A 20,551-nucleotide genomic window follows, 5' to 3' on the forward strand; every position below is an offset into this window, starting at 1 on the left:
GCCCCGGAGATGTCCGGGTCGCCGAACTCGTCGAGCAGCGGGCGCTGCTTGGTCTCCACCCCGGCGAACTTCTCCAGGCCCGTCAGGAGCGAGCGAACGCCCAGCCAAAGGCGCAGCACCAGGAACGCGAAGGACGCGCCAAGCGCGTCGAGTTGGAAGGGAGATTCTGGGGATTTATTTTCTTGCATGATAAATTGGATACAAAATGGGTGTCTACTTGATAGGAGTCAGGACAATACTCCGGTAACGGACGGTGCCGCCTGCTTTCCAACGGTTTCCAGGATGGATCTGCAGGCCGATGCGTCCTGCGTTACCAGTAATGGACTGTATCAATTCCTGATCCCAGGCCGGCTTAGCATCCCAGTTGGCATTGTTCACATCTTCGAGGTGGCGAGCGCGGCAGACGCGACCGTCCATTTCCATCACCTTAACATCGTTGACCCAGGTCGTTATGCGCGGTTCCGCGCCCACGCAGCGGATTCTGAGGGTATTCCATTCACTCGCCTTCCAAAGTTCGTTCCAGCCATCTGCATCGATAAAGTAAACGAGCCCATCGATCTCGACTCCATCGTAGCTGTTGCGCGCCAGAACACTGCCCGATTCCGTCCCTTCCGCGAGTTGTATGGGACGCGATAGATAGCCGCCCGTGCCTTGACCGTACAATCCCCCGACATTACCACCGGGAAGGTAGTCGTTCATGATCTGGATCCCCTGCCCTTTGTTGGTGCAGCGAATGAAGACTCCAGAATCGCAACCCCAATCCGACTTCATCTCAAGTTTCAACTCGAAGTCGATGAATGTGGCATCCGTTAGCAGCAAACCACCCTTTCGCTGTTCAGTTTGAGCGCAAACAATGGCACCATCCTCGACGAAGAAGTTGTCCTCCGTCGCATGGTAAGGGTCGTCGCTCGGCATTTGCATGATATGCCAGCCATCGAGCGAACGCCCATTAAAAATTGGCTCCCCGCAAGCGATCCCTTGCAACGCCACTACAGCACCGATAAGAGAAACCCTATTGGGGAGGTTTAACATATGACTAAGATTTTGGATACACGGTCTCGATTCAGGATACCGCAAATTTGGACCTTTTTTTCCAAAGGTCCTTCCCGTAGTCCCAACCTTCACGCACGTTGATGGGACGGACGTACTCGTTGAGCTCTGGACGATTGGTGATGCCAAGCTTAGGATCCCACTCGATACGCCCACCGAAGCGAGCCGCGAGCACGCCGATCAGCATCATCTCCGTGTAAGGGGCAGCGTAGTCAAAGTTCGCGCCAGGCTCCGAGCCATCTCCCTTAATCGCGCGAACCCATTCTTCGAATGGTCCACCTTTAACACGCTCGTATTTTTCTTCTGGATACCCAGCGGCCTTGAATTCCTTCATAGCCTCTTTGTTGCCAAGGCGAGGATTGTTGGAGCGTTCGTCCGTGAATCCTAATTGCTTATCGCCATAGTACAGTGTCCCGTACTTAGGCAGGTCACCCCAGGTCCAACCTTCCGGCGCTTCGGGCATGAAACTCTTGTCGCCGTTGTGCCAATAGAAGGTGCAGGGAGCCTTGGACCCGCGCTTTTTAAATTCCCAGCGAACGGTGTTTCCGTCCGGTACGACGATATCGTTGCCGCCATCTCTTCGAACCAACTCCACTACCACCGGCTCGAACAGGTCGAGAACCCAAACCGGAGCATCCGCAATATGCGGCATCCAATCACCGAATAAGCCGTTGCCAAAGGCATTGAATCCACGCCAGCTCTTCGGATGGTAAAGTTCGTTAAACTCGGTATCCGCGGGATTGGGGCCGAGCCATAAATCCCAGTCAAGATGAGCAGGCACAGGGTCTTTCGTCATCGGATACTGGTTCGGCTTGTGCCAATACCAGCGGCCCTCCTCGAACGATCTCCAATCCGGTCCTTGAATCCAGGAGTGAGCCTCGTGGATTTGGCCAAATACATCGGCTTCGTACCACTCTCGCATTTGGCGTATGCCGTCGTAGGTGTGGCCCTGCACCGCCATGTTCGTGACCACCTTGTACTTCTTCTTGGCTTTTTGTAGGGTACGCGCTTGCCAGATATTGTGCGTAAGAGGTTTTTGGGTACAAACATGCTTGCCCATTTCCATGGCATGCATGGTCGCCGCAAAGTGGGTGTGATCAGGGGTATTGATACAAACCGCGTCGATGTCCTTTCCGAGCTTGTCTAACATTACGCGAAAATCTGCGAAGTGCTTAGCCTTCAGAACCTCAGGATGATTCTCGCTCTGTTGCCCGAACATGGTCGAGTCGACGTCCGCCAATGCGACGATGTTCTCCCCTTTGCAACCGCCATAGGCCATACCGGCGATGTTGCCGGCCCCAATCATGGCAATATTGATCCGGCTGTTCGCCGATATGCCGGCCTTGCCGATGCTGAAACGCGGCAGGACGAACGCAGTCGCGCCCGCTAACGCGGATTTCTTGAGGAAGTTTCTACGGTTAAGAGATGCCATTGGGGGTTTCGTTTCTGGGGGGTTAAAAGAAATTAAATGAACTGGCCACTACTGCGGCGGGTGGGCACAGCAGCTCGAGGCTAGTCGAGAGAATACCACTACCCCTGCCTCCCGTCTACTAGTCGATCTGCTAGTTTTTGGACATTCCGGGCACCTGTAGCCGCCCCCTACAGATCGATCGCCCCTAAATCAAGTCACTCCGCAGCGCTTTGGCTACTGCCCCAGTCTGCGACTGCACGTCCAATTTCTGGTAGATGCGGCCAAGATGGAAATTCACCGTCGCGGTGCTGATGCACAGCTTAGCTCCTATTTCCTTGGAAGATAGTCCCTCCGCCAATTGTTCTAGCACTTCGATCTCGCGAGCGGACAAACCAAAATCCTCGCGAACTACGGGCTTACGCACCTCGCCCAATACCAGCTTGGCTACTCCTGCCCCAAGCGCCGCACCCCCTTGGATAACCTGTTCGAGCGCATTGACAATGTCCTGCACGCTGGAAGCCTTCAGCAGGTAGCCCATGGCACCCGCGTCGAGGGCTCGCATCACCGTATCTTTCTTTTCTTCCACCGTGAGCACCAATACGCTCACGTCCGGATCGATCGCCTTCAATCGGCCAATCCCCTCGACGCCCCCCATTTGCGGCAAGCCCAAGTCCATCAAGACCACATCTGGGCGCTCGCCTGAATTGATCGCATCCAAAAACTTGATACAATTCGGAAAGGTCCGACTACAGGTGATGTGATCCTGGCGTTGCAAGGAAATCTGAAGGTTTCGGCGGTAGCCGGAATCATCTTCGACGATCCATATGTTTATCGGTGTCATCTAATTTGAACTTTGATAACCGGTACGGTAGATCCGGAGCAAGCCTTTGAGCGGAATCGAGAACCCCACTGCCGTCCCTTTCCCGACAGCCGTATTCAAAATAAAGGTACCTTGAAGCTCTTCGACCCTCTCGCGCATGCTATCTATCCCCCAACCATCTCCAAGGCTTTCCGTATCAAAACCGCAGCCGTCGTCGGTCAGCAGGATACGAAAAGCGCTGCCGCTCAAGACGATTTCCAAGCGGACTTTCTTCGCACCGGAATGCCGCGCGCAATTGTAAACCGCTTCCTTGAAAAACAGCATCAACTGCCGTCGCACCGTCAAAGGTACCTCTAAGTCCGGAGGTTCGACGTCGATCTCAACCTCGACATCGATCCCGCTCAGCACTCGTTCTGCCCTTTTCTTGAAGTTGGGGATCAATTCAGACAGCTTTAACGAGCGCTTGTCCGTCATCCAAACGACATCCATGAGCGAAGCCGAGGCCTCTCGAGCCATCAAGACCAGATCGCTCAAATCGCGCTGAGCCTCCGGGCCACCGGAGTCCAGCTGGAGGCGTTCCGCAACCAGCCTTACGCTTCCCAAGTTACTTCCCACCTCGTCGTGCAAGTCCTTAGCGATACTCCTCCTCAGCGAGGCAAATCGTCGCCGCTGCACGATGGCTCCGACTGCGACCACCACGATCAAAGTCGTCGACCCTCCCCACAAGGCGATCGAAAGGCTGAGCTCAATTCCCTGATTCCAACGTCCGAAGAGGTCCGCCTTCATTTGTTCGATCCGGTCAAGCTCGCCTTGCAAATCGCGGCGAGCCGATAGCTCGTCCAACCAGGGCAACAGAGGAATGACGGTCCTTCCGCCCGAGAGTCCGTCGGTCAGTCGCTGCAACGCTTCAGTGTCCGAATCCGGCAAAGACGGAGAAGATACGTTCGCTCCCCGCGACATCGATTCACGCGCCTCCGTCAATTCGATTTCGCCAAAGCCAAAGGTCGAAGCTCCTTGATACACGGGAAAGTCTTCGAAAGTAATCGTTAACCAGCGCCCTTCTCGACCGCTCAGCAAAAAGCGGACAATGTTGTTACCGGGATTTTGCAGGATCTGCGGCTCCTCTTGATAAAAGAGCTCCCGCTCTCCCGTTTCCTCTACATAACGTGAAATTTCAACCTGCAGCTTTCCCGGAAATCCGTATCCAGGGACAAATACACCCTCTGGAGGTTGAGCTGGATAGAGCACCAACTCACCGTGCCTTTTGTTTTCCCCTAGATCGAGTTCGATCACGACCGGCTCCGATGTTTCGCCATCGAAACGCTTCACGAAATCCTGATCGTATTGCCGGCCATCCGGATGCGGCTGGACCGGCAGGCCCATGCTTGTCTTCTGGTCGATCAAATAATCGGAGCTCCAAAAGGGAGGCGCTTCAAAACTGCCAGTCGTATCCACTTTTTGGAGGCTCCACAGATAAAAACTGGCTCGCAGGGCGATTTCGTCCAAAGCGAAGAATTCCTTATTATCCTCTACCTGCCCCCGAAACACCTGCAAGCTCACATTTTGATAGCGTCTCGTTTCCAGAAGCAGACGCACTGGCAATCTTCCAGGATCTGGAAAGTCGCTCTGCTGATAATCGACGAGGAGATGCTCTTCCCCATCAAAGTCGACGCCCTTGATCTGGAATCGCTTCGGAAAGCCATAGCCTGGCATGTTCGGCTCACGTCGATCCGCCGCGGGAACGAGGTAGATTTCTTGCACCCCTCCTTGGTAAGGAATTTCCATGGTAACCGTCCATCGTGGCTCCCGTGGCATTCGTTCCAGCTTCGGAAGATAGCTGCTGTGGTAGCCGTAGGCATCGATCTGCAAACTGTCTTCGAGGCTAGGCAACTCTTCCAACTGATGGCTCAACCGCTCTGCTTCTTGGTCAAGGGCCTCCAGAGCGGGAGGAATATTCCAAAACCGAACCGAATCCGCTGAAGGTATGCCAGGCTTCAGCGCCTCTTGCCCGCACACCTGATCAATGCCTAAGAGCAAGCACAGAATAATCAGCCATTCGGTGGGAAAACGCGAAACCATCACCTTCTTCCATCACCGAAAGTCGCCGCTTCCTCCAGCGAAAAAGACAAACCGACTCTTTCCCACAACCCTCGGATCTGCGCCTCACCGGGGTCATAAGGACCATCTGCTCGATGGGACAAGCCGCGCATCATTGGCCTCGCAGCTTACCGCCAAACCCGGTATTTTTTATTCTTTAACTCCATTTTTTCCTACAATTTTATCTTAGGAGATAATTTTTAACCCTTTTGCCCTCTCTCGGAGATTGAAATTTCCGAAGGAGCCATCAAGCATCGATGCCACTAAGCTATGAGTTCCGAAAACAGCCCGACACCCTCCGATTCCAAAGAAGACGGATTCGACACCATTCCCCAGGATATCCTCGACCGCCTGACACGCGTAGATATGCCAGCGGTCAAGGACGTTGCAGCTAGCGAAGAAACCATGCAGGTCGGGGATGCGATCATCCCGGTCTATCGTTGCGAAACCCTCGTCCTCGGAAGCGGCGCCGCCGGCATGCGGGCCGCCGTGGAGTCGAAGCGACGTGGTATCGACGTCTTGGTAGCAAGCACTGGACTCTTCGCCGGCACTTCCGCCTGCTCCGGGTCGGACAAGCAAACCCTTTACACCGCCAGCACCGACTACAAAGGTGACAATTTCCTGAAGTATGCCCAAAGTCTCTGCAATGGCGGCAGCATGAATTTCTCAACTGCCTACGTGGAGGCGGTCGGTTCCATCGACGCGATTGGCGGCCTACAATTCATGGGGCTCCCTCTCCCCCACGACGATCGAGGCGCGATTCTGCGCTACAAGACCGACCACGACGAAGCGGGACGAGCCACCAGCTGCGGTCCCCGCACCTCTAAGCTCATGGTCAAGGTCCTCTTCGATGAGGCCAACACGCTGGGCATGCGCATCCTCTCTAGCTGTAGCGGTATCCAAATCGTCAAGGAAACGACCGCTGACGGCGAGCGGGTGGTCGGCGTACTCGCAACCCATCGCCCCGAAAAGCGTAACCTCTACGGCTTCGTATTTCTCGCCTGCCAAGACCTCGTCATCGCTACCGGCGGACCCGGCGAACTCTATCGCGACTCCGTGTATCCACATCATTGCCACGGAGGTCTCGGCATTGCCTTGGAGGCAGGTATTGAATTGACGAACGTCACCGAGAGCCAGTTCGGCATCGGGTCCCCGCGTACCACATTCCCCTGGAATCTATCTGGCACCTATGTGCAAGTGATGCCACGAGTGTATTCAGCGGACGAGGACGGCAAGGAGCATAATTTCCTCACTCGCTACTACCGCACCACGCGGGAGATGGTATCCAACACTTTTCGCAAAGGCTACCAGTGGCCCTTCCACTCCACCCGCATGCTTGACTACGGGTCCAGCCTTCTGGACCTCGCCGTCTTCCTCGAGCAAAAGGCTGGCCGAAAGGTCTACCTCGACTTCCTGCGCAATCCGGATCCTGTCAATGAGGGCGAACAATTCTCCCTCGACGATCTTGATCCCGACGTGAGAGCTTATCTCGAAAACAACGAAGCTCTCTCCGAGCTCCCCATCGACCGGCTCAAGCGCATGAACCCGCTCGCCATCGAGCTCTACCGCATGCACGGCACCGACCTCTGCAAGGAGCCTCTCGAATTTGCCATGAACAACCAGCACATGAACGGCGGCATCCTAATCGACGACTGGGGCAAGACCTCCCTCGAGGGTTGCTACTCTGTCGGCGAAGCGGCCGGTAACCACGGCGTCACCCGCCCGGGCGGTGCGGCTCTCAATTCTGGTCAGGTCTTCGGCAAACGCGTCGCCATCGCCATCAAGCGCTCGCGCCTCAACCGCCAACCTGCCAACGCAGACATCAAAAGCATTGAAACCTCGCTGGCCAAGGCCCTCGAAACAGCGGCCTCTTTCCTCGATAAGTCCGAGGGCAAAAGTACCAACCAAGTGAAGGCAGAGATCCAAGACCGCATGAGCGATCATGCCGGTATTATCTGTTCTGCCGACGACGTCTCTGCGGCTCTCGCCGAGGCTCGCAAGCTGCGCCAGGAAGTCGAATCCGCAGGCGGCCTGCGTGTCACTTCCCCTTCTCTTGTCGGCAGCGCCTTCCGCTGGCGCCATATGGCGATGGTTTCGGAAGCCGTCCTCACCGCTCTCGACCACTACATTCAAAACGGTGGCGGTAGCCGCGGCGCTCGCGCCATCTGTGACGACAACGGAGCTCAGTGCCCCGAGGCCAAAGATGAAGACCTCAGCCGGTTCCGCTTCAAGGAAGAGCTCGAGAAAGACCGGGTAGAAAAGCTCGTCATCAAACGCGACGGCGACAGTTTTCCCATTCGCTCCCTGCCGGTGGACCTTACGCCCGAGGTCAGCCGTGAGTTTTTCGAAAAAGGTTGGGGCCCCTATCTCATCAAGGAAGGCTAAACGCCGCGATGAAGATTTCGTCCCCGTAGCGCGTATTCACAGAAAAAGGACAGCCTTCACGGGTCGTCCTTTTTCACAAACGCGTATTCGAGCTTCCCTACTTCAAGTCGCTGATCGGGAAACCATCCATGTCGTCGAAGCGTTGGTTCTCGCCACCCATTCCCCATATGAATGAGTAGGATGCAGTGCCCGCTCCGCTATGGATAGACCAGCTCGGCGAAAGGGCCGCTTGGCGGTTCTTGATCCACAAAGGCCGCGTTTCGTCTGGCTGCCCCATCAAGTGCAGGACTTGGTTTTCTGGAGTCACATCGAAATATAAGTAAATCTCGGAACGACGGAAATGAGTGTGCGAAGGCATCGTATTCCAAACGCTTCCCACCGCGAGCTCCGTGAAGCCCATCACCAACTGGCAGCTCTTTATTCCATTTTCGTGGATGTACTGGTATAGCGTTCGCTCGTTGCAGGTGTCCTTGGCTCCCAGTTCGAGCTTGTTCGCGTCCGCTGGCTTCGCCAAGGTGGTCGGGTATTCCTTGTGAGCCGGGTAGCTTAACAAATAAAATGCTGCCGGGTTCGCCTTGTCAGAAGATGTGAATACGACTTCCTTCGCACCGCGGCCGATGTAGAGGCAATCCCTGTTTGCGACCTCGTAGGCCTTTCCATCGACTTCGACAGTCCCTGCCCCTCCTATATTGATGACCCCACCCTCGCGCCGTTCGAAAAAGTAGTCGCAGCGCAAGGCGTCGATCGAGCCGATCTTGAGAGAGCTTTCCACCGGCATGATCCCTCCAGCGATAGCGCGATCCAGATCGGTCGCATGCAAAATGATTTCGTCGTTAACGAAAAGCGTTTCGATCAAAAACGCGTCACGTAACTGCTGCGTGCTGAAAGTGCGGTATTCCCCCACACTTGGTGAGAAACGATAGCTGATGGCTGGAAATTCATATTTGAACATAACATTCAAAACTATCCCATCCTCGAAATGAGTCAACTCGCGAGATTGCGAGCATGCCGCAGGCGAGCTAGCCCTGCCAGCCAAGCAAACGCGAAAGGTCAGCTGCGGCCTTTTGCACCTTTGCCGCGAACTCGGAGGTTCTCCTCTTGGTAAAGCGTCCGCTGGATGCGGTCAATCCAAGCCCTGCGCAAACCCTTCCTTCGCTATCGAAGACAGGTGCCGCTACGCAACGAACCCCCACGTGATACTCCTCATCGTCCACCGCATAGCCGGTCCGTAAAACCTTAACGAGTTCCCTCTTCAAGACCTCCACGCTAGTGATCGTTTTAGGAGTGAGAGAGATACGGTCCGCCTTTCCCCAAACTGTCCCTAGGCGATCGAGAAAGTTATTGGCTAAGAGTGTCTTACCCGTCGCAGAAGCGTGTACGTAGGCGCGAGTTCCCGGACGGGACGCAGCGCTTAAAGGATGCAAACATTCGGAGACCTCCACGATCAAGGCCCTCCCGTCATCCCAAACGGCAAGGTGGCACGTCTCTTCCGTCGCAGCGGTTAAGGCTTCCAACAAAGGGCGAGCTGCAGCCCGCAAATCGACATGGCTCGCAGCCTTCATTCCCAAAGCCGCGAGAGCGCCTCCAAGCTGATACCCAGAACCCTTGCCCTGCAAAAAGCCCTCCGCTTCGAGGGTCTTAACAATCCGCAACGCGCTCGTGCGTGGAAGCTTCAATTCCTCTGCTAGTTCAGTCACGCTCATCGCGCCCTCTTGCTCACCAAGATGACGAAGCAATCTACATGCATTGCGCAGGTTTGGAATGGAGTATTCTGGCATATCGTTAGAGGTTGTGGCGTATCATCCTCGCTAGGGCAATAAGGATCTGTTCATATATGAACAAGACAACCTTTATTGGATATTGAATTGCTTGAAGTGTCGTTCGCGCTACACAGTTAAACCTATGTTACTCCCCATTCGCCCCCTTACGGCTCTCCTTGCAGCCACTACTTTAAGCACATCTCTCACTGCCGAACCCTTCGCCTCTGGTCGGTTTGTTCCGGAGCGACTTGACGACTTTGCGTTCGAGAACGACAAGGTCGCCTTTCGGGTCTATGGCCCAGCGCTCTTGGACTCCGGAGAGAATAGCGGGCTCGATGCTTGGCTGAAACGAGTCGATACCCCGATCATCGATAAATGGTACGCGGAGGCTCAGAACGGAAAGTCCTATCATGAAGACCACGGAGAAGGGTATGATCCCTATCACGTTGGATCTTCCCTGGGAGTCGGAGGTCTCGCTCTTCTTATCGATGGCGACCTGGTCCAATCGAACGTATACCGAAGCTACGAGATCCTCGAACAAACACCGAATCGCTTTGTAGTTGAATTTACATACAATTGGGCGGAACTTCCCGAGCAGGTTCGCGAACTACGAAAGGTCACGGTTGAGGGCGGGTCACAGCTCATTCGCGTGGACAGCCAGCTCTTTACCGATGGGCAACCTGCCAAGGCGAAAGTTGCCATCGGCAGCGCTACCCACGACGGCAAGGCGGAGGTCTTTTCCGACGCAAACGGGCAATGGGTGGCGACTTGGGAAGAAATCGATGGCTCGGGACTCGGCACCGGTGTACTGGTCCCCTACCGTAGCGACGGAAAGGTCATCCACATGGAAAAGGAGGAGAAAGATCGCAGCCACATCGTCATCGCCACCGAGACTGACGTGAACGGTCGCATCACCTACTACACAGGATTCGGTTGGGAAAAGGACGGCGCGATCACTAGCGCAACAGCATGGACTGACTATCTCGCCAACTACGCGGCAAACCTCCCTGAACGCTTCAAGCAATCGCTGCGCGACGGTCCCAACGCCACAACCCTAAACAAGCCCTTTCCCGTCAAACGACAGCCTGAGCCCGCTGCCTCGCTGCAGCAACTCGCCCTCACCAATCCGGAATTCATCAAGCTGACCATGGACAAGGTCATCGAATTCCAACACGAGGAGTTTAGCGAAAACATAGCGAAAGACTGGAAAGTTGGCACCTTCTATTCAGGCGTTTTCGCCGCTTACGAAGCGACCGGCGACACAGCGTATCGGAAAAGGGCATACGATTGGGGAGAACTCTCCAACTGGAAAATCAAGGACAACCTTTTCCATGCAGACACCATATGCATGGGACAGACCATGCTCGACCTTTACCTCGAGAAGCCTGAGCCCCGCTACATCACCGACGTTCAAAGCAAGATCGATCAGTACTTTGGAAAAGACACCGTCACCACGGACGACCTCGGACGTGAAATCTTCGCGCATCTCGGCGTTGAGGAACTCGAGTGGAACGGACGCAACCTCTGGTGGTGGTGCGATGCTCTCTACATGGCTCCACCGGTGCTCACGCGCCTGCACGCGGCCACAGGCGACGACCGCTACTTGGACCTCATGCACGAACTCTACTGGGATACCACCGACTTCCTATACGATCCGCATGCCAACCTCTTCTACCGAGACCTACGTTTCTTCCCCGAAGGAACCAACGAGGCCCATCAGTGGGCCGCAGTTGAGGAGAGCGATAAGGTATTCTGGTCCCGAGGAAACGGATGGGTCTACGCCGGCTTGATCCGCCTGCTCGACTACCTGCCTGAAGACGACGCTTACCGACCTCGCTACCTTCAGCTTTTCCGGGAAATGACCCAGAAGCTCGTCACTCTACAGGAAGCCGATGGGCTCTGGAGAAGCTACCTCAATCGCCCTGACCTCGACCAAACGCCAGAGACCAGCGGCACCGCGTTCTTCACCTACGGCCTACTTGGAGGCATCAATCGAGGCTATCTCGATGAGAAAAGCTACCTTCCAGCTGCCCTCCGCGGCTGGGAAGGACTCGTGAGCAAGCTCGACAACCGCGGAAAGCTCGGCTTTGCCCAACTCGTCGACTCAATGCCCCGCAAAGTCCGACCCGACAACTCCATCGACTACACGCATGGCGCCTTTCTGCTCGCCGCCAGCGAGCTCTATAAGATGGATATCGACGCGGACACGTTGGCCCGTATTCGCCCCGATCATGACGCAAAGCTGATCATGCCCAACGCCGCTTGGACCTGGTACAACGAAGAGCGTGCCATCCTGCACGACGACCGATTGTTCGTCGGTGGCGTGGACGACCAAGGAAACGTACGGGCCCTCTCCTACGCAATGAAACCTCAGGGCGGCCGGCATCTCCAGTACGAGCCAGCCGTACTCAGCACTTGGCAGGATAGAGACGACCACGACAATCCCTCCTTCGTCACCCACGGAGACAATCTGCTGGCAGCTTATGCCTCCCACCACCTCGAAACCTTTTGGAACTACCGTATCGAAGACCTGGAAAACAAAACCTTCGGAAACTGGGAGAGCACCGAACAGAAAGTCGAAGCTGGAGCCCGCACCACCTATGCAAACCTCAATAAGCTCTCCGCCGAAAACGATCGCATCTACAATTTCTACCGATCCATCGGCTTCAATCCGAACATAGCTTGGTCAGACGACGGCGGGCAAACGTGGGAGGGCGGCTTCGAGTTCCTTCGTTCAGGAGACGGTCGCGTGCGCCCCTACTGCAAGTACTCCAACAACGGAACCGATCGTATCGACATTCTCTATACGGATGGACATCCTCGCGAGGAAAGCGCCAACAACGTCTACCACATCTACTACCAAGACGAAGGTTTCCACAAATCGGATGGTTCGCTCATTCGAACCCTCGCGGACGTGCAAGCCGGCAGCCCCATCCTCCCCAAGGAAGGTACCGTCCTTTACGAAGGAGCCTCCTTCGGGCGGGGTTGGACGCACGACCTCGAATACGGCAAGGACGGCAGCCTGACCGCCGCGTTTATCACTTCACCAGACGGCTCCGAAGGCAGCGACCTACGTTATTGGGTCGCGCAATGGAGTCCCGACTCAAATAAGTGGAGCAACAGCGAAGTCGCCTACGCGGGCAGCTACCTCTACGAGCAAGAGCGACACTACGCCGGCGGCATCAGTATTGACCCAGAGGATACAGCGATCATCTACATCTCCAGCAACGTCGAGCCCGCCACCGGAGCGCCCAACGACACCGGACGCTACCAGCTCTATCAAGGACGGTTAAGCCCGTCCGGTTCCGTTTCAAATTGGGAGCAACTCACCTTCACCCCTGACCAAGACAACATCCGGCCCTTCGTTCCGCGTAACCACAACGGCGAAATGAACGTGCTCTGGCTGCGCGGACACTACTACTCTTACACCCACTATCAAACGGATGTCTACGGGATCGGCTTCTAGGCCAGTTTCGGTCACTAGTTGAACCGCGGCTTAATACTTGAAGTGGGCAAGCTCACTTGAACTCCACAATGCTATCGAGGCTGTTGAGGAATGTCTTCTTCAGTTTCGACGCATCATGACTAAGGAAGAGAACTGGCCCTTGGTATGACCTAATTTGTTTCAACAAATAGGATACCTCTTGATTCGCATACCGATCATGCGTGTCGGTAACCTTGCTGCGCTTGCCGAACAACGCATCCGCTTCGTCGAAGAAAAGTATAGCCCCGCGGCGCTCCGACCGCTCAAAAACAATGATCAAGTTCTTCTCCGTCTCCCCAATGTATTTGCTCAGCAAATTCGAGCAATCGAATCGGTAAGCCGGCCTGCCGGATGCCTTGCGGATCGAGGCAACCGCTGCCGTCTTTCCCGTACCAGATGGACCGTTGAAAAGGGCCAGGAAGTTGTCTCCACCTCCACGGACGATCCTGCGCTCGACCATCGCGACCTGCTTCCTCGTGGCAGCCGAAAGGATCAATCCTTTGGGTGGCTTGCGAGCCCCCAACCTCCGAAGCGTCGAACGAGTCAAATCCATTTCGCAAGCAAACGAGGGATTCCTCGGCGCCTCAAGCTTTCATCTTGGCGGCTGATCCCTTCCCATTTGTCGCAATCTAAGTCGTAGAAAAGGAAAGCTCGGTCACTCGCGTCGTGGCGGCCCTCTGGGCACGCGAAAATAGGTCTAGATTAAATACATCCCGCTGCTAGTTTAGCCGACAACAACGAGCCTAATCCCCTTCGCCTATGCCCAAGAAAAAGCCGACCCTGCAATCCCATTTCACGGACGCTGTGTCTTCCATCGGAAAACTCGTCGCCGCGCCGATTCACTTTGTAAAACCCAAGAAGCCTACGGTCGCCCGTAAGATAGCCTCCTCGCCAGGCATCGAGCATGCCAAAGGTGTCGACACTCCTCCCGAAGACAACTCGATCCCCATCCAATGTATCGACTACGGAAAAGGAGGCTTCGAGAAAAAGGACTTCTCAAACATTACCGAAGCGCTCGCCCATCCGCGCCCCGATTGGGGCGGACATCGCTGGATCAACATCGAAGGATTGCACCCGTTCATCATAAATGAGCTGCGCAAGGCTTACGATTTTCACACCCTCGCCGCTGAGGACGTATTGCACATTCCGCAACGCCCTAAACTCGAGCTCTACGATACTCATAGCCTAGTGATCATCGATATGGTTCGCATAAAAGAGGAGGTGTTAGCGAGCGAACAAGTCAGCATCATTGTAATCGGCGACATCTTGATAACCTTCCAAGAGTCGAAAGGCGATGTATGGGACCCAATCCGAACACGTATCCAAAACCCTGATTCGCGATTCCGCCGCTATCCTATTTGGTATCTAGGCTATGCGTTGATCGACGCCATCGTCGACAACATCTATCCGATTTTGGAACGGTACGGAGACGTACTGAACGATCTTGAGGAAGAGGCGATGGAAGACCCTAAGCCGAGCATCCAACAGCAGATTTACCTTATAAAACGCGAGCTGTACGCTCTACGCCGCTCCTTCTGGCCCGTGCGAGAACTCACCAGCAAACTCACCTTCGACGAAACGTCACCCGTCGAGAAAAAGGTCCGCGTATATATGCGCGACGTGCACGACCACTCCTTGCAAATAATCGAACTCGTAGAAAGTTCCCGCGAAATGTGTAACAGCCTGCAAGACTTCTATATCTCCGTAGTCTCAAACCGCATGAACGAGGTCATGAAAGCCCTCACAATCATGGCGGGCCTCTTCATGCCCATCACCTTCTTAGCGGGCCTTTACGGCATGAACTTCGAACACATCCCCGAACTCAGCTGGAAATACTCGTATCCCGTCTTCTGGGGTGCATGCATCACTTGCACCGCCACACTCCTAATCTACTTCAAGCGCAAAGGATGGATCGGGAAATAGCTGAGCGGGATCACATATTTCATGTAAGGTGCGGTGCTTGCGCCGTCCCGCATCGGTTTGATCCATTCTCTGCGAGGACGGCGCAAGCGCCGCGCCCTCCGACTGTAATGGATTTTTAGATCCCTCAAAGTCGCCATTGGACCAGACCTGTCTCTTAGCTGGTTTCAGCTCGTGAAGCAGTTCCAGCACAACTCACCGGGATCTAGAGACCGGCCGCTAGAAACGCATCCACCGCCCGCTTCGGCGTTTTGCAGAGCTTGCGCATCAAGGTGAAGGGCGCGTCGAAGATCCCATGACGGTCACCGATCGTATCCAACATTCGGAGCCAGATCTTCACCGTCATTTCCGAGTCATAGAGCGCTCGGTGAAACATACCGTCCACCGGTATTCCCGCATAGCTCACTAAACTCCCTAGCTTGTGGTTAGGTGCATCTTGGAAGATCCGGCGAGCCGCCAACATCGAACAGGCAAAGTGTCCGAACCGACGTCGGGATATGCGTGCCATCTCCGCATCGAGAAATCGCTGGTCGAAAGAGGCGTTGTGGGCGACCAAGTTAAAGTCGCCGACGAAATCGGAGAAGCGTTCCATCACTGCCTCGCATGGATCCGCGTCTCGGAGCATCTCGTTGGAAATTCCCGTATAGCTCTCGATAAACGGGTCGATCCGCCGCCCTGGATTCATCAGCTCTTGGAATCGTCCCGTGATCTCTCCTCCTTCGATACGAACCGCACCGATTTCGATGGCTCGATCTCCCAAGTTTGGCGATAGCCCCGTCGTCTCGAAATCGAGGACAATTACCGTATCCGCTCTACTCATACGTTCCAGGTCAAGGCTATCGCTTTTTCAGCCAATTTAGCTGTACCCCCGTACCAGTACCCTTCTTCGGCTTCTTAGGAAGAGCGCCCTGTATGTACTGCAGCAATACGCCTCGTCCTGCTCGCTCCACCGACGAACAGGGAATCATCTCCACCATTCGAAGTCCCAAGGCTTCCAACGTCTCCTTGTAGATCTCCATATTGCGCTTCCACAGATCCTCTTTCACCTCATCGGTCTTAGTGAAGACCAGCACGTGCGGCACCGGGCAGTCCTCCAGCCAATTCAGAAAACCGAGGTCGAGTTCGATTGGCTCGGCGCGAGCATCCACCAGAGCGCAAATCAACTTGAGCTGCGGGCGCCCCATGAGGTACTCGCTCACCGCCTCGTTGAAGTCGGCCTGCTTACCCTTGGAGACCTGAGCATAGCCGTAACCTGGCAGGTCAACGAGGTTCCACCACTTGTTCATGGTGAAGAAGTTCAATAGCTTTGTCGCTCCGGGCCTTTTGGATACTTTGGCCAATCCCTTCTGTTTGGTCAGCATGTTCACCAGCGATGATTTCCCCACGTTCGAGCGGCCGATAAAGGCGACTTCCGGCAAAGAGGAACGTGGGCAATCCTCCAAATTCTTGGCGCTGGTCAGAAACTCAGCTGATTCGATCTTCATGTCAGCGACACAAGTGACTCCCACCTCGCAGGTCAAGGTAGCGTCCACTCCCTGAGACGGCTTCGCGGAAGCAAATTGCCTTTCCCCGCAAACTTCTCGTTGGACACGCCCTCCATTTCTCCCCAAAACCGTTCGCCTTATGAACATTTTGGAAGATCTACAGTGGAGAGGACTCTACACAGACTGCACGGCGCTCGAAGAGCTGACCAAGCGTCTCGAAGAAGGACCCATCACTCTTTACGCAGGATTCGACCCGACAGCTGACTCTTTGCACGTGGGCAATCTCGTCCCGCTCATCGCCCTCCGCCGCTTCCAAAACTACGGTCACAAGCCTATCGTGCTCGCGGGCGGTGCCACCGGCAGCATCGGCGATCCTTCCGGCAAGAAGGCCGAGCGCCAGCTGCTCACCAAGGAGCTGCTCGCTCATAATGTAGCCAGCGTCAAAAAGCAGCTCGCCCACATCCTCGACTTTAACGACGACATCGATAACACCGCCCGTCTCGTCGACAACGCCGACTGGTTCGCCCCACTCGGCTACATCGACTTCCTGCGCGACGTCGGCAAGTATTTCACCGTCAACTCCATGATCGCCAAGGAAAGCGTCAAGTCTCGCTTAGGCGGCGACAACGAAGCCGGCATCAGCTACACCGAGTTCTCGTACATGCTGATCCAAGGCTACGACTTTTTCCACCTCAACGACTCCTACAACTGCGAGCTGCAAATCGGCGGATCGGACCAGTGGGGCAATATCACCGTCGGCACCGAACTCACTCGCAAAAAAGCCAGCAAGTCCGTCTACGGCCTCACTTTTCCGCTCATCACCAACGCGGACGGATCCAAGTTCGGCAAGAGCGTGGACGGTGCCATTTGGCTCGATCCCGCACGCACCAGCGTCTACCGCTTCTACCAGTTCTTCATCAACGTCGACGATCGCGACGTCATCAATTTCCTCAAGTTCTTCACCTTCCTCGACCACGAGGTAATCAGCGAGCTCGAGGCCAAGCACAACGGAAACCCCGGAGCGCGCGAAGCCCACCGTGCCCTCGCCTTCGAGATGACCAAGCTAGTACATGGAGAAGAAGCGACCAATGACGCCATCAACGCCTCCAAGATACTCTTCGGCGGCGGCCTCGAAGGTATCTCCGAAAACGCCCTCGCTCAAGTTGCTAGCGAAGTCCCCAGCGCCAGGATCGCCGGGACCGACCTCGAAAGCGAAGATGGCCTCTCTATTCTCGATGCGCTCGTTAACGCCGGACTTTCGCAATCCCGCAAAACAGCCAAGAAGGACGTGCAAGGCGGCGGGGTAAACGTGAATAACGAACGCGTGCAAGACCTCAGCTACAGACTCACCTCGGAGGACGTCCACTACGGAAAATATATCCTGCTCCGCCGCGGCAAAAAGAACTACGCTGCCTTGATCGTGGAGTAGGAATTTTCCACTTCATATTTCATCCTTAATCCCTCATAATTCTCCCCTATGGCGACCTACGTTTACGAGACCATTCCCCAGTCCAATGAGGAGAAGCCCGAGCGCTTCGAAATCCAGCAAAGTATGAAGGACGACGCTCTCACCGCCCATCCCGAAACCGGCAAGCCGATCAAGCGCGTCATCGTCGGAGGTTACGGCTTTACCATGAGCGGCAACGCCCCTAGCCCTTCGAGCGGCGGACACGCCTGTGGCGGAGGCGGCTGCGGCTGCCACAATTAGTCCCTAGCGCGGTGCTTCAGCCCGCGGCAGCATTGCGAGATCCATTCACCACGGTCGCGGGCTGAAGCTCCGCGCTAGGGACTTTTCATGCCTCCTGTACTAAAAATCGCCCTCATCGAGCCCTTCTTCTCTGGCTCGCACCAGCGTTGGGCGGAGGAATTACAGCGCAACTCCCGTCACCAGATTGACCTATTGACCCTGCCAGGCCGTAGCTGGAAATGGAGAATGCACGGAGCTGCGGTCACTCTCGCGAACCAACTGCTGTCGCGAGAAACTCAATACGACCTTCTCCTTTCCACCGACATGCTGGACTTCGCCGTCTTCCTCGGCCTCGTCCGCTCCCGCTACGCAAAAACGCCCAGTGCCGTTTACTTCCACGAAAACCAACTCTGCTATCCTTGGTCTCCTCGCGATGCGGACGTGAAGAAGAGCCGCGACCTGCACTACGCCTTCATCAACTACACCACTGCCCTTGCTGCGGACCGAGTGTACTACAATTCTCAATACCATCGCGATGCGTTCGTGGGAGCCCTTCCGAAATTTCTCGACCGCTACCCCGACCACCGAAACAAAAGCACTATCTCCAGCATCGATTCGAAGAGCCAAGCCCTACCCCTCGGCTTAGACCTGAGAGCTTTCGACGAGTTCAAGCCGGACGCGCCTCGCGCAAAAGGAGTCCCACTGTTGCTTTGGAATCACCGCTGGGAATATGACAAGAATCCCAAAGGATTCTGCAAACTTCTCTTCGCGTTAGCAGATCGCGGTCTCGAATTCGAAGTCGCCCTACTCGGCGACCGCTTCGACGAAGAGCCCGAGTACTTCGCCCATGCGCGAAAGAAGTTAGGACGACGTATCATCTCATACGGACGGGCAGATAGTTTCGCAGATTATGCGCAATGGCTTTGGAGAGCGGATATCCTACCCGTGACCTCGCGCCAAGACTTCTTCGGAGGCAGCGTAGTGGAAGCGATCTACTGCGGTTGCCACCCGGTCCTGCCCAAACGACTCGCTTATCCCAACCACGTAGACACGGAAATCTACTCGGATCTCTACTACTCTTCTCAAGAGGACGCGGTTAACAAACTCGCTACGCTTATAGGATCCGGCGCTTGGACACGGCCAAGCGAACTCGCGACCCAGATGAGTTCATACGACTGGCGTAAATGTATCGACCACTACGACGAAACCTTCGTCGAATGCGCTGAGCTAATTTAGCTCCACCACGTAGCAACTATCGAGATGGTTCATCAGATACTCGTAAGTGAAGAATCCATAGCCTCCCGCACCCCAGTCGTCGCCCCATGAATTGCGGAATATGAACCTGGCGTTCTCGATAGTTCCATCCTCGCAGCGATAGCCAATGATCGTAACGGCATGACCGCCATTAGGACGGACCGGTTGCTTGCCGAGAACACTTGTATGGGCGATTCTCGAATAAGCAGGCCAAGACACGCCGACCACTACCGGCATGTTCTCATTAAGTACGTGGACAATATTCTCTATCCCTTTTTGCGAACGGCTCCCGGGAACCATAAAAGGACTAAAATCTACTGTATCCAACAAAGAATACGGAGCGTCAGCTGATCGTTCTTCCCTAGATTGCTCCAAGGCAAGCCCATGCCCGCGAATGGCTTGAAAAACGTGTTCCAACGCAAACCCCAGATCTAAGCCATTGCGGCGCCCTGTTTGCGTATCAAAGCCAACCGCGTCCGGTCGACCAAGGGAACGCGAGGTCGCGTTTACCAAGTAAGGCTCCGACAGGTTCAACACCCGCCCGTGCCTTTCGGCAAATTGGTACTCTAAGGCGGCTATAATTGCATGCACCGAACAGCTTGGACCACTTTGACTGCGAATTCGAATACCATGACTGCGAAAGCGGTCACGCAGATCGACTTCTTTTTTCAGCTGAGGTTTGGAGCCAAAGAGTGAAAATGCGCTGTTCGAAGACGAACTCCGCGAATGGGTCCGACCACGGTTATTTTGTTCCTCAGCGAACGCGGTCTTGGCGGCCTCGATTCGCTCTTGTTGAGCCTGAGCCTGGCGCTGACGTTGGGCAGCCAATTCCGCTTCGCGCTCCGCGGCGCTGGCCGAATCGTATCCATACTTCAATTGCAGTTCGGAAGTAAGCTGAGAAAGAGGAACTTGGGCTATGCCTCTAGCATGCCGAATGGAAAGCGATGATTCGTTGGCCGAAAGGACGACAACACTGTGGTACACATTCGCCCCCACCTCTAGTTTTTCAAACGTGTCTGCCGCAAAAAGCCTGACCGACATGAGAAGAGCAAGAAGAAGAATGAGAGTTTTCATTGTAAATAGCAGAGTGGAACCTTCCTTTTCTTTCGGATTTTTTGGCGACTTCTTCAATGGGACAAAAAAAAGGTTCATCACCATTTTGCGGGAAACCTAGGAGAACAACCCCGTAGGGCTGCCGC

At 55.1% G+C, this 20,551-nt stretch carries 17 protein-coding genes; 6 read left to right on the forward strand and 11 right to left on the reverse strand.

Annotated features, from left to right (window positions below; translation table 11 throughout):
• From QEH53_RS22540 to QEH53_RS22560, 5 genes are all read right to left on the reverse strand, one after another.
• Positions 1 to 188, reverse strand: a 188-nt coding sequence (locus QEH53_RS22540) for a hypothetical protein (protein WP_309025495.1), incomplete at its 3' end; no start/stop codon positions are given.
• A 25-nt stretch (positions 189 to 213) separates the two neighbouring features.
• Positions 214 to 1,032 (reverse strand): DUF1080 domain-containing protein, encoded by an 819-nt coding sequence (locus tag QEH53_RS22545; protein WP_309025496.1) that lies wholly within the window; start codon positions 1,030 to 1,032, stop codon positions 214 to 216.
• Positions 1,033 to 1,063: 31 nt separating this feature from the next.
• A complete protein-coding gene (locus tag QEH53_RS22550) occupies positions 1,064 to 2,482 on the reverse strand; it encodes a Gfo/Idh/MocA family oxidoreductase (RefSeq protein WP_309025497.1) in 1,419 nt (472 codons plus the stop codon).
• 184 nt (positions 2,483 to 2,666) lie between these two features.
• Entirely contained in the window at positions 2,667 to 3,302 is a 636-nt protein-coding gene (locus tag QEH53_RS22555; RefSeq protein ID WP_309025498.1) for a response regulator transcription factor, read from the reverse strand.
• Positions 3,303 to 5,360, reverse strand: a complete 2,058-nt coding sequence (locus QEH53_RS22560; protein ID WP_309025499.1) for an ATP-binding protein — start codon at positions 5,358 to 5,360, stop codon at positions 3,303 to 3,305.
• Between the two features lie 288 nt (positions 5,361 to 5,648).
• Between QEH53_RS22560 and QEH53_RS22565 the strand changes: the two genes are divergently transcribed.
• Positions 5,649 to 7,763 (forward strand): FAD-binding protein, encoded by a 2,115-nt coding sequence (locus QEH53_RS22565; RefSeq protein ID WP_309025500.1) that lies wholly within the window; start codon positions 5,649 to 5,651, stop codon positions 7,761 to 7,763.
• 97 nt (positions 7,764 to 7,860) lie between these two features.
• Here QEH53_RS22565 and kduI read toward each other — a convergent pair whose 3' ends face one another.
• Both kduI and QEH53_RS22575 read right to left on the reverse strand, forming a co-directional pair.
• Positions 7,861 to 8,715 carry a 5-dehydro-4-deoxy-D-glucuronate isomerase gene (gene kduI / locus QEH53_RS22570; protein WP_309025501.1) on the reverse strand — a complete coding sequence of 285 codons (855 nt, stop codon included), beginning with the start codon at positions 8,713 to 8,715 and terminating at the stop codon, positions 7,861 to 7,863.
• 67 nt (positions 8,716 to 8,782) lie between these two features.
• Positions 8,783 to 9,541 (reverse strand): IclR family transcriptional regulator, encoded by a 759-nt coding sequence (locus QEH53_RS22575; RefSeq protein ID WP_309025502.1) that lies wholly within the window; start codon positions 9,539 to 9,541, stop codon positions 8,783 to 8,785.
• A gap of 124 nt (positions 9,542 to 9,665) precedes the next feature.
• Between QEH53_RS22575 and QEH53_RS22580 the strand changes: the two genes are divergently transcribed.
• Positions 9,666 to 12,989 carry a glycoside hydrolase family 88 protein gene (locus tag QEH53_RS22580; RefSeq protein WP_309025503.1) on the forward strand — a complete coding sequence of 1,108 codons (3,324 nt, stop codon included), beginning with the start codon at positions 9,666 to 9,668 and terminating at the stop codon, positions 12,987 to 12,989.
• A gap of 52 nt (positions 12,990 to 13,041) precedes the next feature.
• Here the strand turns inward: QEH53_RS22580 and QEH53_RS22585 are convergent, their stop codons facing one another.
• A complete protein-coding gene (locus QEH53_RS22585) occupies positions 13,042 to 13,560 on the reverse strand; it encodes an ATP-binding protein (protein WP_309025504.1) in 519 nt (172 codons plus the stop codon).
• Positions 13,561 to 13,766: 206 nt separating this feature from the next.
• Here QEH53_RS22585 and corA point away from each other — a divergent pair, with 206 nt between their 5' ends.
• Positions 13,767 to 14,930, forward strand: a complete 1,164-nt coding sequence (gene corA, locus QEH53_RS22590; protein ID WP_309025505.1) for a magnesium/cobalt transporter CorA — start codon at positions 13,767 to 13,769, stop codon at positions 14,928 to 14,930.
• 202 nt (positions 14,931 to 15,132) lie between these two features.
• On the opposite strand, the gene QEH53_RS22595 is transcribed toward corA, so the two are convergent.
• Positions 15,133 to 15,747 carry a 3'-5' exonuclease gene (locus QEH53_RS22595; RefSeq protein ID WP_309025506.1) on the reverse strand — a complete coding sequence of 205 codons (615 nt, stop codon included), beginning with the start codon at positions 15,745 to 15,747 and terminating at the stop codon, positions 15,133 to 15,135.
• Between the two features lie 16 nt (positions 15,748 to 15,763).
• Positions 15,764 to 16,459: a ribosome biogenesis GTP-binding protein YihA/YsxC gene (gene yihA, locus QEH53_RS22600; RefSeq protein ID WP_309025507.1), complete on the reverse strand. Its 696-nt coding sequence runs from the start codon at positions 16,457 to 16,459 to the stop codon at positions 15,764 to 15,766.
• A gap of 91 nt (positions 16,460 to 16,550) precedes the next feature.
• On the opposite strand from yihA, the gene tyrS reads away from it, so the two are divergent.
• From tyrS to QEH53_RS22615, 3 genes are all read left to right on the forward strand, one after another.
• Entirely contained in the window at positions 16,551 to 17,840 is a 1,290-nt protein-coding gene (tyrS, locus tag QEH53_RS22605; RefSeq protein WP_309025508.1) for a tyrosine--tRNA ligase, read from the forward strand.
• A gap of 48 nt (positions 17,841 to 17,888) precedes the next feature.
• Positions 17,889 to 18,119, forward strand: coding sequence for a zinc ribbon domain-containing protein (locus tag QEH53_RS22610; protein WP_309025509.1), 231 nt, complete (start codon positions 17,889 to 17,891; stop codon positions 18,117 to 18,119).
• Positions 18,120 to 18,206: 87 nt separating this feature from the next.
• Entirely contained in the window at positions 18,207 to 19,334 is a 1,128-nt protein-coding gene (locus tag QEH53_RS22615) for a DUF3524 domain-containing protein (RefSeq protein ID WP_309025510.1), read from the forward strand.
• On the opposite strand, the gene QEH53_RS22620 is transcribed toward QEH53_RS22615, so the two are convergent.
• On the reverse strand, positions 19,326 to 20,426 hold the full coding sequence (locus QEH53_RS22620; protein ID WP_309025511.1) for a C1 family peptidase: 1,101 nt from the start codon (positions 20,424 to 20,426) through the stop codon (positions 19,326 to 19,328). The genes QEH53_RS22615 and QEH53_RS22620 overlap by 9 nt on opposite strands.
• Between the last annotated feature and the right edge of the window lie 125 nt (positions 20,427 to 20,551).

Source organism: Pelagicoccus sp. SDUM812002 (assembly GCF_031127835.1).
In the GTDB taxonomy this organism is placed as follows: Bacteria; Verrucomicrobiota; Verrucomicrobiia; order Opitutales; family Opitutaceae; genus Pelagicoccus.

What these genes read in the sequence shown, in the direction of transcription:
- QEH53_RS22545 (WP_309025496.1), bottom strand. Translation starts at nt 1,032, where the DNA reads ATGTTAAACCTCCCCAATAGGGTTTCTCTTATCGGTGCTGTAGTGGCG.
- QEH53_RS22550 (WP_309025497.1), bottom strand. Translation starts at nt 2,482, where the DNA reads ATGGCATCTCTTAACCGTAGAAACTTCCTCAAGAAATCCGCGTTAGCG.
- QEH53_RS22555 (WP_309025498.1), bottom strand. Translation starts at nt 3,302, where the DNA reads ATGACACCGATAAACATATGGATCGTCGAAGATGATTCCGGCTACCGC.
- QEH53_RS22560 (WP_309025499.1), bottom strand. Translation starts at nt 5,360, where the DNA reads ATGGTTTCGCGTTTTCCCACCGAATGGCTGATTATTCTGTGCTTGCTC.
- QEH53_RS22565 (WP_309025500.1), top strand. Translation starts at nt 5,649, where the DNA reads ATGAGTTCCGAAAACAGCCCGACACCCTCCGATTCCAAAGAAGACGGA.
- kduI (WP_309025501.1), bottom strand. Translation starts at nt 8,715, where the DNA reads ATGTTCAAATATGAATTTCCAGCCATCAGCTATCGTTTCTCACCAAGT.
- QEH53_RS22575 (WP_309025502.1), bottom strand. Translation starts at nt 9,541, where the DNA reads ATGCCAGAATACTCCATTCCAAACCTGCGCAATGCATGTAGATTGCTT.
- QEH53_RS22580 (WP_309025503.1), top strand. Translation starts at nt 9,666, where the DNA reads ATGTTACTCCCCATTCGCCCCCTTACGGCTCTCCTTGCAGCCACTACT.
- QEH53_RS22585 (WP_309025504.1), bottom strand. Translation starts at nt 13,560, where the DNA reads ATGGATTTGACTCGTTCGACGCTTCGGAGGTTGGGGGCTCGCAAGCCA.
- corA (WP_309025505.1), top strand. Translation starts at nt 13,767, where the DNA reads ATGCCCAAGAAAAAGCCGACCCTGCAATCCCATTTCACGGACGCTGTG.
- QEH53_RS22595 (WP_309025506.1), bottom strand. Translation starts at nt 15,747, where the DNA reads ATGAGTAGAGCGGATACGGTAATTGTCCTCGATTTCGAGACGACGGGG.
- tyrS (WP_309025508.1), top strand. Translation starts at nt 16,551, where the DNA reads ATGAACATTTTGGAAGATCTACAGTGGAGAGGACTCTACACAGACTGC.
- QEH53_RS22610 (WP_309025509.1), top strand. Translation starts at nt 17,889, where the DNA reads ATGGCGACCTACGTTTACGAGACCATTCCCCAGTCCAATGAGGAGAAG.
- QEH53_RS22615 (WP_309025510.1), top strand. Translation starts at nt 18,207, where the DNA reads ATGCCTCCTGTACTAAAAATCGCCCTCATCGAGCCCTTCTTCTCTGGC.
- QEH53_RS22620 (WP_309025511.1), bottom strand. Translation starts at nt 20,426, where the DNA reads ATGAAAACTCTCATTCTTCTTCTTGCTCTTCTCATGTCGGTCAGGCTT.